This is a genomic window from Salinicola sp. MH3R3-1 (assembly GCF_001937155.1).
Taxonomy (GTDB): domain Bacteria; phylum Pseudomonadota; class Gammaproteobacteria; order Pseudomonadales; family Halomonadaceae; genus Salinicola; species Salinicola halophyticus.
Genome location: NZ_MSDP01000020.1, coordinates 120,081 through 136,786, shown reverse-complemented (window position 1 = coordinate 136,786; position 16,706 = coordinate 120,081). Strand labels below are relative to the sequence as shown.

The window sequence follows — 16,706 nt, the reverse complement described above, 5'->3', positions numbered from 1 at the left end:
ATGACGAGTCAGGTCGAAGTACCCGCCGAAATTCGAAAGGCCGCGCTAGCCGTTCGCGGAAACGCCTACGTGCCCTACTCCGATCACCCGGTCGGCGCCGTGTTGATCAGCGAAAGCGGCAAAACTTATACCGGCTGCAACGTCGAAAGTGCCAACTACAAAGGCCTCTGCGCCGAGGCCAGCGCCATCGCCGGGCTGGTCTCCAGCGGCGAGCGCCAGATCCGTACGATCTACGTCATTGGCCCCGGCGAACATCTCTGCACGCCCTGCGGCGACTGCCGCCAGCGCATCCGCGAATTCGCAACGCCCGCGACCGAGATCATCGTCCTCGATGGCGACGGCGCCCCACTCAAGCACTACACCATGGACGAGCTGCTGCCCGACTCCTTCGGCCCGGAAAATCTGAACAAGAGCTCGGGGATGCGCTGAGCCTTGAGTGCGAACGTGGTTTTCCGCCCGGACGACATGTCGAAGCAAGGCGTGATGTGTAAGTCGCTGGAAGTTTAAAAATCAGTCTGACTCACCTCGAAGACCGCAACGGCTCCAGCAATGGCGAGAGCCCGTTGTGGTCGATCTCCTGCATCAGCGCCAGCAGGTGCCCGATTTCCCCATTGGGAAAGCCTTCCCGGGCGAACCAGTTGAGATAAGGGCCAGGTAGATCGGCGATCAACCACCCTTCGTACTTGCCGAACGGCATCTTGCGGCTGACCAGTTTCTTGAGGTCCTCCGGCTCCATATCGCCTCCTTTTTTCAATATTTCCGCCATTCTACCCCAGGCATCGAAAGCGACGAATCACCACATCATGCGTCTAGCGCATGCCCTCATTCCCAGATGCCATTTGCTCAACCGGGCTCTCAAGGGGTTAGGTTATGTTGCCATGAGCAATACGCATTGGCGTCTACGACAACGATAACGGGAGACGGGTATGCAAACTTCGCTTCGGCCGCTGGTATTTTGGCCGACCTTTTTGATACTGCTGGCCGCAGTGATTGCCAGCTATGTCGATCTGGATGCGTTTCTGGCGACCGCCAGCGCACTCAACGATGCCGTTCTGACCAATTTTTCGTGGCTATTCAGTTTGGGTAGCGTCTATCTGCTGATCATGGCGGTGGTCGTCTATTTTTCCCCACTGGGCCGCATCCGCATCGGTGGCCGCGACGCCACGCCCTTGCTGTCCCGGCTGCGCTGGTTCTCGATCACGCTCTGCACCACCCTGGCCGTGGGCGTGCTGTTCTGGACCACCAGCCGCTCTATCATTACATGGGCCCACCCGCTTCCAGCGGTCTGGAAGCGGGTTCGAGCGACGCCATGCTGTTTGCAATGTCGACCATGTTTCTGCACTGGTCGTTCACGCCTTACGCCATTTACGCGGTACCGGCGCTGATCTTCGCCCTTGCCTTCTACAACCTGCGCCTGCGCTTCTCGATCTCGAGCATGCTGGAGCCGTTTTTCGGCCCCGGGGTCAAACGCTTCGGCGGCCTGATCGATGCAATCTCGCTCTACGCGCTGGTCGCTGGCATGGCATCCTCGCTAGGAACCGGAGCGCTGACCCTTGCCGGCGGCGCGGGCCAGTATCTCGGAGGAGAAACCAGCCCACTGCGGCTCGGCGTGGTCATCGCCATCATCGTGGTGACCTTCGTAATTTCAGCCGCCAGCGGCCTGCAAAAAGGGATCGCCAGGCTATCTTCGCTGAACGCCATTCTGCTCGCGATTCTTGGGGTATTCATGTTCATCGTCGGGCCGACGGTGTTCTGTCTAGCCCTGGGTGTCGAATCGTTCGGCGTCTATCTCGACAATTTTTTTACCAAGAGCCTGTTCACCGGCGCCGCGAGCAATGACCAGTGGCCGCAATGGTGGTCGATCTTCTACTGGGCGGTCTGGTTCGCTTGGGCGCCGGTGGCGGCGCTGTTTCTGGGCAAGATATCCCGGGGCTACACCGTTCGCGAGTTCCTGCGCGTCAACCTGCTCTACCCGGCGCTGTTCGCCAGCGCATGGATTCTGATCTTTTCAGGTACCGCTCTCTACTTTCAGGCTCACATCGACACGGGCGGCGCCGATCTCTATGCCGTACTCAACGATCGCGGCGTCGAGAACGTGCTCTATGAGCTGTTCCGTCAGTTGCCATTCTCAGAGGTATGGATTCCGCTGCTACTGTTCATCGCCTATATCTCCTACGTCACCGCGGCAGATTCGCAGACCGACGCCATCGGCAATCTCTGTACTCGCGGCCTGACCGCCGACTCCGATCTCAATGCCGGCGTCCCGATGAAAGTGATCTGGGGTGTGATCGTCGGCGTGGTCTCGTGGGTCATGGTCAGCTTCGTGGGGATCGACGGCATCAAGATGCTCTCCAATCTGGGCGGATTGCCAGCCATGCTGATCGTACTGCTTGCCACCGGCTCGCTGTGGATGTGGCTCAAGCATCCCGAGCGGCTCGATACCGCACCGACCCGCTCGCCCCTTACACGCACTGCCAAGGACGAGGCATGAAGATCAGACAGGACTTTCCGCACCGTATACGCGAAATCGAGAACCAGTGGATCATGCTGGCCGACGGCACGCGACTGGCTGCCAGAATCTGGCTGCCGGAGGATGCCGAAACAACCCCGGTGCCGGCGATCCTCGAATATCTGCCCTACCGCAAGCGAGACGGTACAGCAGTACGTGACGAGCTGACTCACCCCTACTTCGCCGGCCACGGTTATGCCAGCGTGCGCGTCGACATGCGCGGCAACGGCGAGTCCGACGGTCTGATGGAGGACGAGTACGCGCCCCAGGAACATGCCGACGCGCTGGAAGTGATCGACTGGATCGCCACGCAGCCCTGGTGCGATGGCAAGCTCGGCATGATGGGTATCTCCTGGGGCGGCTTCAACGGCCTGCAGGTCGCCGCGCTGCGACCCGCGCCGCTCAAGGCGATCATCACGCTTTGCTCCACCGACGACCGCTACGCCGACGACATCCACTACAAGGGCGGCAACATGCTGCTGGAGAATCTCGGCTGGGCAGCGACCATGCTGAGCTTTTCCGCGGCGGTGCCGGACCCACTGCTGGTTGGTGAACGCTGGCGGGAGATGTGGAAGCATCGTCTCGACAACATGCCTTTGCTGGCAGAGACCTGGCTGAACCACCAGCATCGGGACGACTACTGGAAGCATGGTTCGATCAACGAAAACTATGGCGACATCGAAGCCGCCGTCTACATGATCAGCGGCTGGGGCGATTCCTACATCAATACGATTCCGCGCATGATGGAGAATCTTTCCTGCCCGAAGAAAGCGCTGCTGGGGCCGTGGATGCACAAGTACCCGCACTTCGCGATTCCCGATCCGGCGATCGGCTTTCTGCAGGAAGCGTTGCGCTGGTGGGATTACTGGCTCAAGGACGTCGACACCGGGATCATGGACGAGCCGCCCTGCACCTTCTATCTGCAGGATGGTGTGCCACCGGCGCCAAAGTATCTCGAACGACCTGGCCAATGGGTGCGCATCCACGGCTGGCCTGCGCCGGCCGACGAGGTCGAGACGATCACGCTCAACCTTGGCGACCATGGACTGGAATCCGGTGGCTGGCTGAGTGCCGATCGGTTGATCGCCTCGCCCCTGACCGCGGGCTCGCTGCAGGGCGAATACATTCCGCTATGGTTCGGCGCCGATTTCCCGCCGGATCAGCGTCGCGACGATGGCCTATCGCTGACTTTCGATTCCGCGCCATATACCGATGGCCTGGATATTCTAGGCCAGCCGACCTTGTCGGCCACGTTAACGAGCAGCCAGGATTGCGGTCAGCTGCATGTGCGGCTGTGCGACGTCGCGCCGAGCGGGGAAAGTGCCTTGATCACCTACGGCACGCTCAATCTCAACTTGCGCGACGATCCCGGCACGATCACGCCGCCAGTCCCCGGCGAGCCAATGAACGTGCGGCTGCCGCTGGATCTGATCGGCTACCGCCTGCCGAAAGGACACCGCCTGCGGGTGGCGCTCTCCAGCGCCAGCTTCCCGCTGGTATGGTCGCCGCAAAAACGTGCTGACCTGACTCTCAAGGCCGGGTCGCCAACGCTCGAACTGCCGCTATCGAAGGTAGACTACATTCCGGTGCCGTTCGAGCCAGCGGAGAGCGCCACCCCGTGCCGAGTCGAAACGCTACGCGCCGGTCAGCCCAGGCGCACGATCAGCGAAGATGTCGGCAGTGGCGAAGTCACGGTGACAATCGAGGACGATATGGGCGACGTCCGCTTCGCTGATCATGGCTTGCGAGTCGAACAGAAGGCGAAAGAGATTTACACCAGCCACCCGACCGACGCCACGCGAACCCGTGCCGATATCGAGTGGCACTACCGCGCCAGCCGCGACGACGGTGAAGGCCGATTCGCGGTAGACGTGACCAGCCGCTACCACCTGCACTGCGACGAAACCATTTTCTACCTGACTGCCGAGCAGATCGCTCACGAGGGCAAGACGCTGGTTAGCCAGAAGTCATGGACGCGCGAGATTCCGCGTACCGCGATCTGATCCTACCTCGCCACACGCAGGCCGCTCTCGGCGCCTCGCGTGTTATGCTCCGGAGCCGTGATCCCATGGCTCCGGATGTCTGCATGACCCCGCGCGATCCTCTTCCGCCGCTATCCTGCCTGCGCGCTTTCGAAGCGGCTGCCCGTCATGGCAGTTTCACGCAGGCCGGCAGCGAACTGCACCTGACCCAGAGCGCCGTGAGCCGCCAGATCAAGCGTCTCGAGATCGATCTCGGCCGACCACTCTTCGAGCGTCATCCTGACGGGCTACGCCTTACACCGGCCGGTGAGCACTACTTTCTGATTGTTCAGCGTCTGCTACGAGAGTTGCGCGACGAAACCGCAAACTTGCGCCGTCGAGGCAACGACCGCCAGTTGACCCTGGCCTCCAGCCCGACCATTGCCTCGATCTGGCTGGCACGACAACTGCCCGACTTTCAGCATGCCCATCCCGATATCGAGATTCGTATCCTGACCGTCGAGGACCCGCACCGCCTGGATCTGACGGAGTTCGATCTCGGTATTTACTATCATGTGAAAAACGAAGTAGACCCGCCCGGCGTGTCCGCCGATGCCATCTTTCCACAGGAGAGCGTCGCCGCCGTCTGTAGTCCGGTTTATCTGGAGCGCCATGGACAGGTCCTCGATCCGGCAGAACTGCTGACCCGGCACACCTTGATGGTGGTCGAGGACCATTATCACGACTGGTTGACCTGGGAGCTCTGGTTCCGGGAGCTAGATCTGACATGGCACCCGCCTACGCACACACTGCGAGCCAATAGCTTCCAGTTACTGATGAACGCGACCCTGGCAGGTCAAGGCGTTACCTTGGGCTGGATGCGGCTGCTGGCTGCCGAACTCGACCAAGGAACATTGGTTCAAGCACTGCCGCAGACGCTACCCAGTCGCGGCCATCTTTCGCTCTTCACGCCCGAACATCGACACCTCACCGAGCCGATGCGCGCGTTCCGGCAGTGGGTGCTAGGCTGAGTGCTGCAGTCAGTCAACGATGAAAAGCTTGGCACCGATTTCCGTCGAGGAACGATGCGCTTCTGCTTGATCGGCAACCTGATAGCTCTGGCCCGGGGCAAGACGAAAAATTCGACCATCTTCCAGCTCGGTGACCAGCTCACCCTCGAGACACAGCAGAATATGGCCCTTCGAGCACCAGTGGTCAGCAAGGTAGCCTGGCGTGTATTCGACGATGCGAACACGCAACGCGCCGAAATGCCGAGTTCGCCACAACGCTTTCCCGGCTTCACCGGGATGTTCGGTCGGAACGATCGTCGACCAGTCGGTCGTCCCGAAGGGGATGTCAGTGAGCTGCATGAATTCTGTCTCGTGAAAGCGGGGAAACTCCACGATGCCATAGGGAGGCCAAGGCGTCTCGCGAATAGCCTCGTCACGCGAAATGACTGACAAATCTCGAGCTATTTATGTCTTCACGACCTGCAGGAGCATGGACAATCATTGAGGGGAACCTACATGACCATCACCATTAGGAAGTGGATGCGACATCACACCGTCAAACAGCTGGCTCGGCTGTTGCTGGAGCCTTGCGATCCGGCCAAGGGGCAGGTGCCCTCTGCGACCGTCACCAGTGATCTGCAGTCGCTTCCTTTACAGGAACGCCACCGCATCGATCTGCTAGTCGCCCGCACCAAGCGCATCCGGGGTCTGCGCGCGCATCGCCGGCTACCTTTTTTCCTGCGCCCTGTCATCGCCGTGCGCTGGGGCTGTTTCAACACGCTCGGTCCAGAGCTCGCGCCGCTGGCCTGGCTGACGCGCGCCTACGTGCGAAACGTACCCGCTGCCATTTCATCCAGAACGTCGCGCGCGATATTTTCTCGATAAAAGCAACACGAAGCACTTCGGGATCAGCCGAAACGTCAAAACCGGCAGTTCAAAGCTGCCGGTTTCTTGTTACCACTACACAACTGGGGTGGATCAGAATCTATCTTCGATACCCGTCTCGTGTGATCGGGTCTGTTGGCCCGGACGCTCATACGGTTGCCACGGTGCCTTGTCGCTACTGCAAAGTTGGAGTGCAATGAACAGACCAAAAGCGGAAAAGGCGATGATGATATAACCCAAACTGAGCAGACTCATTGCGTACCCCACATATCGACATCGTTATCCTCACTGAGTCGCGACGTCATCAAATTCAACGTGTGGAGATCCTTTCCACTTACTTAACGGTACAACTCTACTACAACCTTACAGAACCAATGCTTACCCTTTAGTGGTTAAGACTAACGGCCAAGCTGGCTTGGAATTTTAAAACCTGTGATTCAAGCCGATATTTCTCTGAACCAGCGACAACGAGCTGGTAAACATTGGCTGCAGCCGAGGCTTAGAAGTCGTCATGGCTGGCTCTGTACATTACAGCCTCAAGCGTCCGATCATTCCGAACGATCAGTGAAGTGGCCCTGATCGCCGACGCCCCTACTGCGGATCCGGTGCTCCCGGTGCCGTCACCGGCTCCCTCGGCCCTGTACCGCCGGCAGTCATTGGCGTCTGCTCCATCACCACGCTCATTCTCGGCACGGCGAGGTCGATGCCCTGCTCGTCGAAACGCTGCTTCAGGCGCAGGTTGAACGCGCGGGCCACGTCCCACTGCATGATCGGCGCGGTACGCATGCGAACTCGCAGAATGGCGGCACCGGCGTCGAAACTCTCGATACCCTGCACCTCCAGCGCCGACCAGATGTGATGACGCATCATCGGATCGTTGCGCAGATCCTCGGCAATCCCGCGCACGATCTCGATCGCCTCGTCGATCTTCATGTGATGGGCAATACGGATCCGCATCAATGCGATACCGAACTCTCTCGAGTAGTTCTGAATGCCCTGGATCTGACTGAAGGGGATGATATGCACGATGCCATCCAGGTCGCGCAACTTGACGGTGCGAATGCTCAACGCCTCGACCGTGCCCATGTGCGTTCCCAGATTGACGAAATCATCGATCGCCAGTGAATCCTCGATCAGGATGAACAGCCCGGTAATGAGGTCCTGAACCAGGGTCTGGGCGCCGAAACCGACCGCCAGACCGATGACGCCGGCACCTGCCAGTAGCGGTGTGACGTTAACGCCCAGATTGGCCAGCGCGATGATCACCGCGATCACCGCGATGGTCACGAACACGGTATTACGCAGCAGCGGCGTGATGGTCTGGGCACGCGCGCTGGCATTGACCCGACGGCCATGGCGGCGGCTGCTTCGCAGCAAGGCATGCTTGATCGCGGTGTCGGCCAGAATCCAGATCAGCCAGGCGAGCAGGAAGGTCACCCCCAGCCCGAGCACCCCCTTGGCGATCTGCTGACTGATTCCCGCCGAGCTGCCCACGGCCCACAGCGACGAGCCCCAGACTCGCATCGCAAGCTCGGCGAAGACCAGCCAGCTCAGCAGATGCGCCAGCGTAAAGCCGAAACGCGCCAGGCGCGCCATGTACTCGGACGGGGGCTTATCGCGCACATTCTCGCTACGCCGGTGAATCAGCCCGGTGACCACCAGGGTCGCGATCATGGCACCCGCAGTAATCACCGCCCGGAAGAAGGCACTCCGCGAATCCTCCGCCGACATGATCATGGCGATCAGCGAAACCGCGACCATGATCAGAATCGGAATATGCCAGATTCGACTGAAGACCCGAATCAGCTCCGTGGTCGCGCGACGCTCCTGACGCTGTGAATAGGGCCGGTTGCGAATCAGATGGCGCATGGGCCGGCGGAACACCAGAACGAAGACGCCCAGCAATACGGCAGCGCAGGCATTGGCGAGTAGCGATAGAAATGCCGTCAGCCCCTCACCCAGCGGCCCTACCAGGGCCTCGGCATTGGCTGCGTCGCCCAGTGCGACCAGCGCGCCGAGGGCGAATAGCCAGCGAGCGCCGCGACGACGCAGAATGCGCAGTGCGGTATGGCGGTGGCCACTACCGAACAGCGAGAAGACGATTTCACAGATGGATGAGAAGACCGCGCCGCAGAGCGTGGCATAGGCCGCTACCATGGCCAGCGTGCTACCGACCGAACCGGTGGCAAGCTGATGAACGGTCGTCAACGCCACGCCAAAACCGATGGCTAGCGGCACCACGCGCCGGATGATATGGCGAACCAGCATCCAGGTCGTGGGTTCCGGAGGCAGATGCCACATCAGCCCCAATAGCCCCACGCCCCAACGCCACAGCATGGCGAGAACCACGGTGACGCCGACCCACAGCGCAGTGACCCACAGCAGATCGAGGAAGATCGTCGTCAACCGTTCGCGATCGCTCAACCCCGAGATATCGCTGCCGGCCTGTTCCGCTTTCGCCGACCAGTAACGGATCGGGTTGTCGAGACCGTCCGTCTCCAACGATGAAAACGACTGCGCCAGCGCACCGAGCAGTCCATCCGAGCTCTCCTTCCCTGCATCGACTGCCGTGGCGTCACGCAGCTGCCTGAGATGGTCGAGCAGCGCCTGGCGCTGATCGCTGTCGTCGAGCGTGGCGATGATTTGATCGAGCGAAGCGCGCAGCTCTTGCGGCGACGGGGTCGGGGCCGAACTCGTCCCGCTGGCCTGACCGCCACCGCTCACCAGTGATGACAAGGACTGCGCCGATGCCGGAAGACTGACCATGAACGTCGAAGTCACCAATATCAGGGTCAGTACCCACATCCATCCCCACTGTCTCAATCCGCTCACGTTGACTCCTGTCTGCGCTCCTATCGAGTCTTCGATAGCTTGTCGCCGACATCATGCTATCCAAGACCGCCGGCGACAACGCCAAGCTGGTTTTGAGACTGAAGTCGAGGGGTTCACACTGGGGAAGCGCTGAATAAGTCGGCGAGCGGCGTAAAGCACGAGGCGTACGGAGCACAGGAACCGGAGCCTATGGGGTATAGGTGAGGATTTCGCGCACCGCACAACGAAGTGATTTGCCCGCGCAGACATTTATGCAGTGTTTTCCTAGCGGAACCTAGTACCGGTAGACGGCGGTCTACTGTGGCAGTATGAAACGTCATTCCGTACGGTTTCGTCACCGACAACCACTCCTTATCCAGGAAAACCGGCATGCTCGACAGTCCTCAGACGAGGTCCGAAAACGCTGACTTTCGGGACGAAGCAGCAATCACCCCTTACGACCACTACGGCGAGTTGTTCGAGGCCGTCGCTCTCGCGCATATCTTTCCTGACTCCAAGACCTTCGCCGACGCCATACCTCGGCAGCCACCCGAGCAGATCATGGAAGCGTATGAGCAGCAGCGCAGCCAGCCAGGATTCGACCTCGGCGCCTTCGTGGCCGATCACTTCTACAGCGACGTGCTCCCCGGCAAGGGTTACGAATCCCGGCCCGAGCACGATCTGATCACCCACATCGACAACCTGTGGCCGGTGCTCACGCGCAATTCGCGTCAGCATCCGCGCTGGTCCTCGCTGTTGGCGCTTTGTGAGGACTATGTCGTTCCCGGCGGGCGCTTTCGCGAGTACTACTACTGGGACTCCTATTTCATCATGCTGGGCCTGGCGGCCAGCGGTGAAAATCACCTGGTGCGCGCCGTCACCGACAATTGCGCCGCTCTCATCCACCGCCACGGTCATATGCCCAACGGCAATCGCAGCTACTACCTGAGTCGTTCGCAACCGCCGCTGTTCTCGATGATGGTCGAGTTGACCGAACGCCAGGGGCTGCGCGACGCCATCGACTACCTGCCGCAGCTGGAACAGGAGTATGCGTTCTGGATGGACGGCGAAGAAACATTGGCGCCCGGCGAGAGCCACCGGCGCTGTGTGCGCCTCAGCGAGGAACACTGGCTGAATCGTCATTGGGACGATCGCACCACGCCTCGAGAAGAGTCGTTTCGCGAGGATCTGGAGCTGGCGGGCATCTCCCGCCGCCACGCGGAAGCGCTGTTTCGCGATCTCCGCGCCGGTGCGGAAAGCGGCTGGGATTTCAGCGGTCGCTGGCTGGACGATGTGCAGGACCTGAGCTCGATTCGGACTACCCACTTCGTCACCCCGGAACTCAACGCGCTGCTCTTCCACCTCGAGCAGACCCTGAGCCGGCTCCACGCCGCCGTCGGCGACGACAGCAAGGCAGGAGACTTTCGCCATCGGGCACTACGGCGACGCGACGCGATGGATCACTACCTGTGGAGCGATTCGAGAGGCGCCTATTATGACTACGACTTCACGCGTGGGAGAAGCAGCGTCCACCTGACCGCGGCCTGCGTCGTACCGTTGTTCGTGGGCGCGGCCTCCGATGCCCAAGCGGAGCGGGTTGCCAATATCGTTGCCAACCGACTCCTTGCACCGGGCGGCCTCGTCACCACCGAAATCACCGACAGCAACGAGCAATGGGACCATCCCAACGGTTGGGCGCCGCTGCAATGGATGGCGATCGAGGGCCTGCGAACCTACGGTTTCACCGAGCTTGCGGACGATATCGCCGATCGCTGGCTGGCGCTGGTCGAGGATCTCTATCGCCGCGAGCGCAAGCTGGTGGAAAAATATGTCCTCTACCCTGGAGCGGACTTCGCAATCGGCGGCGAATATCCGCTGCAGGATGGCTTTGGCTGGACCAATGGCGTGACCCGGGCGCTACTCGCTCAGCGCGCTGGGCACCAGTAACACCACGCCCAACGGCGGCAACGTCAGCGACACGCTGGCCGTCTGGCCGTGCAGCGGCGTGTCGAGGGTCTCGACTCGGCCCACGTTGCCCAGATTGGATCCACCGTAGCGCTCGGCATCGCTGTTGAAAATCTCCTCCCAAGCGCCCATCACCGGGACGCCGAGCCGATAGTCGTAGCGCGGCAGCGGGGTCATGTTGGCGACCACCAGCAGCGGCTCGCCGACCCGATTCCAGCGCAGCCAGGCAAATACGCTATTGGTGCTGTCGTCGCCGACCACCCAGGAGAAGCCCTCGGGCTCAGTGTCGCGCTGATGCAGCGGCGTCTTTTCCTGATAAAGCCGGTTGAGGTCGCCGACCAGGCTCTGGATGCCGGCATGATGCGCCTCGCCGAGCAGCGACCAGTCCAGCTCGCGATCGTGGCTCCACTCGCGCCACTGGCCGAACTCGCAGCCCATGAACAGGAGCTTCTTGCCGGGTTGGGTCCACATGATCGAGAGATAGGCGCGCAGGTTGGCGTACTGCTGCCACTCGTCGCCCGGCATCTTGCCGATCAGCGAACCCTTGCCGTGCACCACCTCATCGTGGGAGATAGGCAACACGTACTTCTCGGAGAACGCATAAACCATCGGAAAGGTCAGCTCGTGATGGGCGTACGAGCGATAGACCGGATCCTTGGCGGCGTACTCCAGGGTGTCGTGCATCCAGCCCATGTTCCACTTGTAGGCAAAGCCCAAGCCGCCTTCCGAGGTCGGCTGAGTGACGCCCGGCCAGGCAGTGGACTCTTCGGCAATCACCGAAGCGCCCGGCACCTCTTCGGCGACCACGTCGTTGAGGTGGCGCAAGAACTCGATCGCCTCGAGATTCTCCTGTCCGCCGTAGCGGTTGGGAATCCACTCCCCTTCCTTGCGCGAGTAGTTGCGGTAGAGCATCGACGCCACCGCATCGACGCGCAGCGCGTCGACATGATAGTGACGCAGCCAGTGCAGTGCCGAAGCCAGCATGAACCCATGCACCTCGCGCCGGCCCAGGTTATAGATGTAGGTATCCCAGTCCTGGTGGAAGCCCTCGAACGGGTGCTCGTACTCATAGAGCGCGGTGCCGTCGAAGCGCGCCAGACCGTGCGCATCGGTAGGGAAATGTGCCGGTACCCAGTCGAGAATCACCCCCAGCCCCGCCTGATGACAGGCGTCCACGAAATAGGCGAAGTCCTCGGGCTTGCCGAAACGCCCGCTGGGCGCGAACTGACTCAGTGGCTGATAGCCCCAGGAGCCGCCGAACGGGTGTTCCATGATCGGCAGCAGCTCGACGTGGGTGAAGCCCATCTCGAGCACGTAGGGAATCAGATGCTCGGCCAGATCGCGCCAGCTGTAGGTGAGGCCGTCGTGCCCGCCGTGCTTGCGCCAGGAGGCCGCGTGGACTTCGTAAGCGGAGATCGGCCGGTCGGGCGCCTGGCGTTTGCCGCGCTGGGCGATCCACTCGGCGTCATGCCAGGTGAACGGCGTGGTGTCGGCGACCACCGATGACGTGTGCGGTGGCGTCTCGGTGGCCAGCGCCACCGGGTCGGCCTTGAGCGCGATGGCGCCATGCGCGTCGAGAATCTCGTACTTGTACGCTTCGCCCGGCCCCAGCCGAGGCAGGAACAGCTCCCAGACCCCGGCGGGGTGGCGCAGGCGCATCACATGTCGACGACCGTCCCAGGCGTTGAAATGACCCACCACCGAGACGCGCCGGGCATTCGGCGCCCATACGGCGAAGCGCACGCCGGACACGCCGTCGACCTCCATCGGCTGGGCGCCCAGACAGTGACCCAGATTGCGGTGATTGCCCTCGCCGAGCAGATACAGATCCATCTCGCCGAGCAGCAGATCGAAGGAGTAGGGATCCTCGGTCTGCTGCTCGCCGCCCGACCAGCGGATGCGCAAGGTGTAAGGAGCGACATGCGGCAGGCGACCCGCGAAAAGCCCCGGAACCTGGATGCCGGTCAGGCTGCAACGTGGCTCGCCGGTATCCCGGTCGAGCACGTCCACGCCCAGCGCACCGGGCAGATAGACGCGCAGCAGACGGGCTTCCGCGCTCTCGCCGCCGCAGGCATGCACGCCGAGTAGGGAAAACGGGTTGCCGTGTCTACCCCGAACCAGCGCTTCGGCATCGTCGGGGGACAACCAGAGGGCATCGTCATTGACGGTAGTGACGTTCAGATCGGTCATATGCCCCTCTCATGTGCAGTTGATGTCATGGATAGCTGGTCGACGACGGCTGCCAGGCCGCGCAGCGGCACGCCCAGCCAGGCGGGGCGATTGGCGGCTTCGTAGGCAATCTCGTAGACCGTCTTCTCCAGCACGAACAGGTCCAGCGCGGCACCGGCATCTTCCGCCGCAGTCCAGCGATGGGCGATATCGGCGCTGCTTTGCCAATAGGCGTCGAGGAAGGCGCGTCGGCTGGCCAGCAGATAACGTTCGCCGACCCCCTGGGCCACCTCGATCGCGCTTTCTTCACCGGGCTTGCCGACAGCGGCTTCGTCGAGCTTGGCGCCGGCATAGTCGAAGGAGCGCAGCATGCCGGCGACATCGCGCAGCGGGCTGTCCTTGGCACGCCGCTCGGCCAGCGAGCGGGCGGGCTCGCCCTCGAAATCGATGAGGTAGGCATCGCCGTGGGCAACCAGCACCTGGCCGAGATGCAGATCGCCATGGACGCGAGTCAGCAGACTGCCCCGGGCCCGCTGCGCCAGCGGCTCGACGGCCGCCAGCAAAGCCGTTCGCTGGGCCAGCACCCGCTCGATCCGCTCCTGATCGGCCTCGTCGGCATCGATCCGATGGCGCTCCAGCAGCTCGAGCGCCGTCTCGAGTTGCTCGCGGACGCGCTGCGACCAGGCGGCCACGTGCGTGTCGTCGGCCAGCTCCGGCGCGAAGTCGGCATCATCACTCGGCGACGCCAGCGCTTGGTGCAATTCGCCCAGGCGCTGCCCCAAGGTGGTGGCGAACGCCTCGAGCTCGTCCAGCGCGCTGTAGCCGCTCTCCTCGGCGTTCGGCACGCTCTCCTCGCCCGCCTCGCGAATCGCCCGCTCCAGCGCGCTGCGCGTCCACGACCAGGCATCGCCCTGATTGGCGATGAAGCCCTGCACCAGCATCAGGGTCTGGGAGTCGCCATTGGCATTGCGGCGCGCCACCTCACCGTAAAGCGGCGGTACGTTGGCAAACCCCTGCTCGCTCAGGTAGCGGCTGATCTCGGCCTCGGGATGCAGGCCCGGCTCCAGACGGCGGAACAGCTTGAGCACGACCTGGTGGCCAATGATCACCGAGCTGTTGGACTGCTCGGCGTTGCTGTAGGCGACGTCGACGTCCTCCGGCAATTCCAGTTCGCTCAATGCCGGTGTCGGCATAAAGCGAATCTCGCCGTCAGCGCACGGCAGGTTCGCCCCGCCACGCAGCAGATCGAGGATGCGCAGGGTAAAGGCGTCCAGCGCCAGCGCGTCGGTCAATAGCCCGACATCGCGGCCGTGTCTAACCCGCGCCAGGGCCAGCTGCTGGGCCATGGCACCGCTGCGGTCGTCCTCGCCGAGAAAGCCCAGCGGCAACAGGTAGCGATCGGTGCCCTGGGAGTGCTGAACCTCCAGTTCGCTCAACAGCATGGCGTGCCGGGTGTCCTCGATACGCACGGCATACAAAAGCTTCACCCGGTCAAGGCGTGCCTGCTTGGCGGCGAACCAGCGGCGCTTGGGCAGATACTTGGGCAGCGCCTCGTTCTCCAGCATGCCACGCGACGGAGCGTCGAGAATCTCCTCGAGCTCACGCTTGATGATCAGAGTGACGTAGTCCGGCATCGCTTCGGGGGCCGGCACGTGCCAGGCAGGCATCGCGGTTTCAGGCGCCAGCAGGAACCAGTAGAAGCCGTAGGGTGGCAACGTCAGCAGATAAGGCAGCTTGCCGATCGGCGGGAAGGCGCTACCGCCGACCATCTCCACCGGCACCTGACCGACGAACGCCGACAGGTCGAGCTCCACCGCCTGGGCATTGCGTGCTACGTTGGCCACGCACAGCAGCACTTCGCTGTCACCGTTGTCCAGCACCAGCTCACGCAGATAGGCCAGGATATGGCGGTTGCTGGGATACAGTGGCCGCATGGTGCCGCGGCTGAACACGCGATGCTGGCCGCGCACCTCGAGCAGCCGACGCATGCTGTTGAGCAGCGAATGCGGGTCGCGTGTCTGGGCCTCGACATTGACCGACTGGAAGCCGTAGAGCGGGTCCATGATCGCCGGCAGCACCAGCTTGGCCGGATCGACCCGCGAGAAGCCGCCGTTGCGATCCATCGACCACTGCATCGGTGTGCGAACGCCGTCACGGTCGCCCAAGTAGATGTTGTCGCCCATGCCGATCTCGTCGCCGTAATAGAGCACCGGCGTGCCCGGCATCGACAGCAGCAGGCTGTTGAGCAGCTCGATGCGACGTCGGTCGCGCTCGAGCAGCGGTGCCAGGCGGCGGCGAATACCCATGTTGATGCGCGCACGGCGATCGACGGCGTAATGGTTCCAGAGATAGTCGCGCTCCTTGTCGGTGACCATCTCCAGGGTCAGCTCGTCGTGGTTGCGCAGGAAAATCGCCCACTGGCAGTTGGGTGGAATTTCCGGGGTCTGGCGCAGAATGTCGGTGATCGGAAAACGGTCTTCCTGAGCCAGCGCCATGTACATCCGCGGCATCAGCGGGAAGTGGAACGCCATGTGGCATTCGTCGCCTTCGCCGTTCTCGTTGCCGCCGAAATAGGGCCGCGTGTCCTCCGGCCACTGGTTGGCCTCGGCCAGCAGCATGCGGTCGGGATAGCGCTCATCGAGCGCCGCGCGGATCTTCTTGAGGACCACGTGGGTCTCATCGAGATTCTCGTTGTTGGTGCCCTCGCGCTCGACCAGATAGGGAATCGCATCCAGTCGCAGCCCGTCGACGCCCATGTCCAGCCAGTACGCCATCACCTCGAGCACTTCCTCGAGCACCTGCGGATTGTCGAAGTTCAGATCCGGCTGGTGCGAATAGAAACGGTGCCAGAAGTAGGCATTGGCCACCGGATCCCAAGTCCAGTTGGACGACTCGGTATCGAGAAAGATGATTCGCGTACCGGGGTATTTCTGGTCGGTGTCCGACCACACGTAGAAGTCGCGCTCCGGCGAACCCGGCGGCGCCCGGCGGGCGCGCTGAAACCATTCGTGCTGATCCGAGGTGTGGTTGATGACAAGCTCGGTGATCACTCGCAGGCCGCGCTGGTGCGCCTCCTGGATAAAGCGCTGGGCGTCCTCGAGGGTGCCGTAGTCAGGGCTGACCCCGGTGTACTCGGCGATATCGTAGCCGTCGTCGCGCCGCGGCGAGGGATAGAACGGCAGGATCCAGATCGTGTTGACTCCGAGGCTCACGATGTAATCGAGCTTCTCGATCAGGCCCTGGAAATCGCCGATCCCGTCATCGTTGGCATCGAAGAACGATTTGACGTGTACCTGGTAAATGACCGCGTCCTTGTACCACAACGGATCGTCGAGAAAATCGATGGTCTCGACGGCGTGCGACTCGCTGCTGGCATCCATCATGTTGCCTTTCTCC

The 16,706-nt window shown here is 62.1% G+C and carries 12 protein-coding genes; 7 read left to right on the top strand and 5 right to left on the bottom strand.

Annotated features, from left to right (window positions below; genetic code table 11):
• Positions 1 to 429 (top strand): cytidine deaminase, encoded by a 429-nt coding sequence (cdd, locus tag BTW08_RS13580; protein WP_075563085.1) that lies wholly within the window; start codon positions 1 to 3, stop codon positions 427 to 429.
• A gap of 91 nt (positions 430 to 520) precedes the next feature.
• Here the strand turns inward: cdd and BTW08_RS13575 are convergent, their stop codons facing one another.
• The gene (locus tag BTW08_RS13575; protein WP_075563060.1) at positions 521 to 736 is read right to left on the bottom strand and encodes a DUF3820 family protein; all 216 of its coding nucleotides are present in this window, start codon (positions 734 to 736) and stop codon (positions 521 to 523) included.
• A 190-nt stretch (positions 737 to 926) separates the two neighbouring features.
• On the opposite strand from BTW08_RS13575, the gene BTW08_RS19390 reads away from it, so the two are divergent.
• The 4 genes from BTW08_RS19390 to BTW08_RS13560 all read left to right on the top strand — a co-directional run bounded on the left by BTW08_RS19390 (position 927) and on the right by BTW08_RS13560 (position 5,501).
• Positions 927 to 1,385 carry a BCCT family transporter gene (locus tag BTW08_RS19390; RefSeq protein ID WP_246837745.1) on the top strand — a complete coding sequence of 153 codons (459 nt, stop codon included), beginning with the start codon at positions 927 to 929 and terminating at the stop codon, positions 1,383 to 1,385.
• Positions 1,286 to 2,491 carry a BCCT family transporter gene (locus tag BTW08_RS13570; RefSeq protein WP_246837748.1) on the top strand — a complete coding sequence of 402 codons (1,206 nt, stop codon included), beginning with the start codon at positions 1,286 to 1,288 and terminating at the stop codon, positions 2,489 to 2,491. The genes BTW08_RS19390 and BTW08_RS13570 overlap by 100 nt, the downstream gene beginning before the upstream one ends.
• Positions 2,488 to 4,512: a CocE/NonD family hydrolase gene (locus BTW08_RS13565; protein ID WP_075563059.1), complete on the top strand. Its 2,025-nt coding sequence runs from the start codon at positions 2,488 to 2,490 to the stop codon at positions 4,510 to 4,512. The genes BTW08_RS13570 and BTW08_RS13565 overlap by 4 nt, the downstream gene beginning before the upstream one ends.
• A gap of 83 nt (positions 4,513 to 4,595) precedes the next feature.
• Positions 4,596 to 5,501, top strand: coding sequence for a LysR substrate-binding domain-containing protein (locus BTW08_RS13560; RefSeq protein ID WP_075563058.1), 906 nt, complete (start codon positions 4,596 to 4,598; stop codon positions 5,499 to 5,501).
• Between the two features lie 9 nt (positions 5,502 to 5,510).
• Here BTW08_RS13560 and BTW08_RS13555 read toward each other — a convergent pair whose 3' ends face one another.
• The gene (locus BTW08_RS13555) at positions 5,511 to 5,840 is read right to left on the bottom strand and encodes a DHCW motif cupin fold protein (protein ID WP_075563057.1); all 330 of its coding nucleotides are present in this window, start codon (positions 5,838 to 5,840) and stop codon (positions 5,511 to 5,513) included.
• 156 nt (positions 5,841 to 5,996) lie between these two features.
• Between BTW08_RS13555 and BTW08_RS13550 the strand changes: the two genes are divergently transcribed.
• Positions 5,997 to 6,365, top strand: coding sequence for a hypothetical protein (locus BTW08_RS13550; protein ID WP_139313658.1), 369 nt, complete (start codon positions 5,997 to 5,999; stop codon positions 6,363 to 6,365).
• A 591-nt stretch (positions 6,366 to 6,956) separates the two neighbouring features.
• Here the strand turns inward: BTW08_RS13550 and BTW08_RS13545 are convergent.
• Complete coding sequence (locus BTW08_RS13545; RefSeq protein WP_246837744.1) at positions 6,957 to 9,197, bottom strand: mechanosensitive ion channel domain-containing protein; 2,241 nt, start codon at positions 9,195 to 9,197, stop codon at positions 6,957 to 6,959.
• Positions 9,198 to 9,566: 369 nt separating this feature from the next.
• Between BTW08_RS13545 and treF the strand changes: the two genes are divergently transcribed.
• Positions 9,567 to 11,123: an alpha,alpha-trehalase TreF gene (treF, locus tag BTW08_RS13540; RefSeq protein ID WP_075563054.1), complete on the top strand. Its 1,557-nt coding sequence runs from the start codon at positions 9,567 to 9,569 to the stop codon at positions 11,121 to 11,123.
• On the opposite strand, the gene glgB is transcribed toward treF, so the two are convergent.
• Both glgB and treS read right to left on the bottom strand, forming a co-directional pair.
• Positions 11,094 to 13,331 carry a 1,4-alpha-glucan branching protein GlgB gene (glgB, locus tag BTW08_RS13535; protein ID WP_075563053.1) on the bottom strand — a complete coding sequence of 746 codons (2,238 nt, stop codon included), beginning with the start codon at positions 13,329 to 13,331 and terminating at the stop codon, positions 11,094 to 11,096. The genes treF and glgB overlap by 30 nt on opposite strands.
• Positions 13,328 to 16,693 (bottom strand): maltose alpha-D-glucosyltransferase, encoded by a 3,366-nt coding sequence (gene treS, locus BTW08_RS13530; RefSeq protein ID WP_075563052.1) that lies wholly within the window; start codon positions 16,691 to 16,693, stop codon positions 13,328 to 13,330. Before treS ends, glgB begins: the two co-directional genes overlap by 4 nt.
• Positions 16,694 to 16,706 lie beyond the last annotated feature (13 nt).

Coding starts and splice junctions, on each gene's coding strand:
- BTW08_RS19390 (WP_246837745.1), top strand. CDS start 927: ATGCAAACTTCGCTTCGGCCGCTGGTATTTTGGCCGACCTTTTTGATA.
- BTW08_RS13575 (WP_075563060.1), bottom strand. CDS start 736: ATGGAGCCGGAGGACCTCAAGAAACTGGTCAGCCGCAAGATGCCGTTC.
- BTW08_RS13555 (WP_075563057.1), bottom strand. CDS start 5,840: ATGCAGCTCACTGACATCCCCTTCGGGACGACCGACTGGTCGACGATC.
- BTW08_RS13565 (WP_075563059.1), top strand. CDS start 2,488: ATGAAGATCAGACAGGACTTTCCGCACCGTATACGCGAAATCGAGAAC.
- BTW08_RS13560 (WP_075563058.1), top strand. CDS start 4,596: ATGACCCCGCGCGATCCTCTTCCGCCGCTATCCTGCCTGCGCGCTTTC.
- treS (WP_075563052.1), bottom strand. CDS start 16,693: ATGATGGATGCCAGCAGCGAGTCGCACGCCGTCGAGACCATCGATTTT.
- BTW08_RS13550 (WP_139313658.1), top strand. CDS start 5,997: ATGACCATCACCATTAGGAAGTGGATGCGACATCACACCGTCAAACAG.
- glgB (WP_075563053.1), bottom strand. CDS start 13,331: ATGACCGATCTGAACGTCACTACCGTCAATGACGATGCCCTCTGGTTG.
- cdd (WP_075563085.1), top strand. CDS start 1: ATGACGAGTCAGGTCGAAGTACCCGCCGAAATTCGAAAGGCCGCGCTA.
- treF (WP_075563054.1), top strand. CDS start 9,567: ATGCTCGACAGTCCTCAGACGAGGTCCGAAAACGCTGACTTTCGGGAC.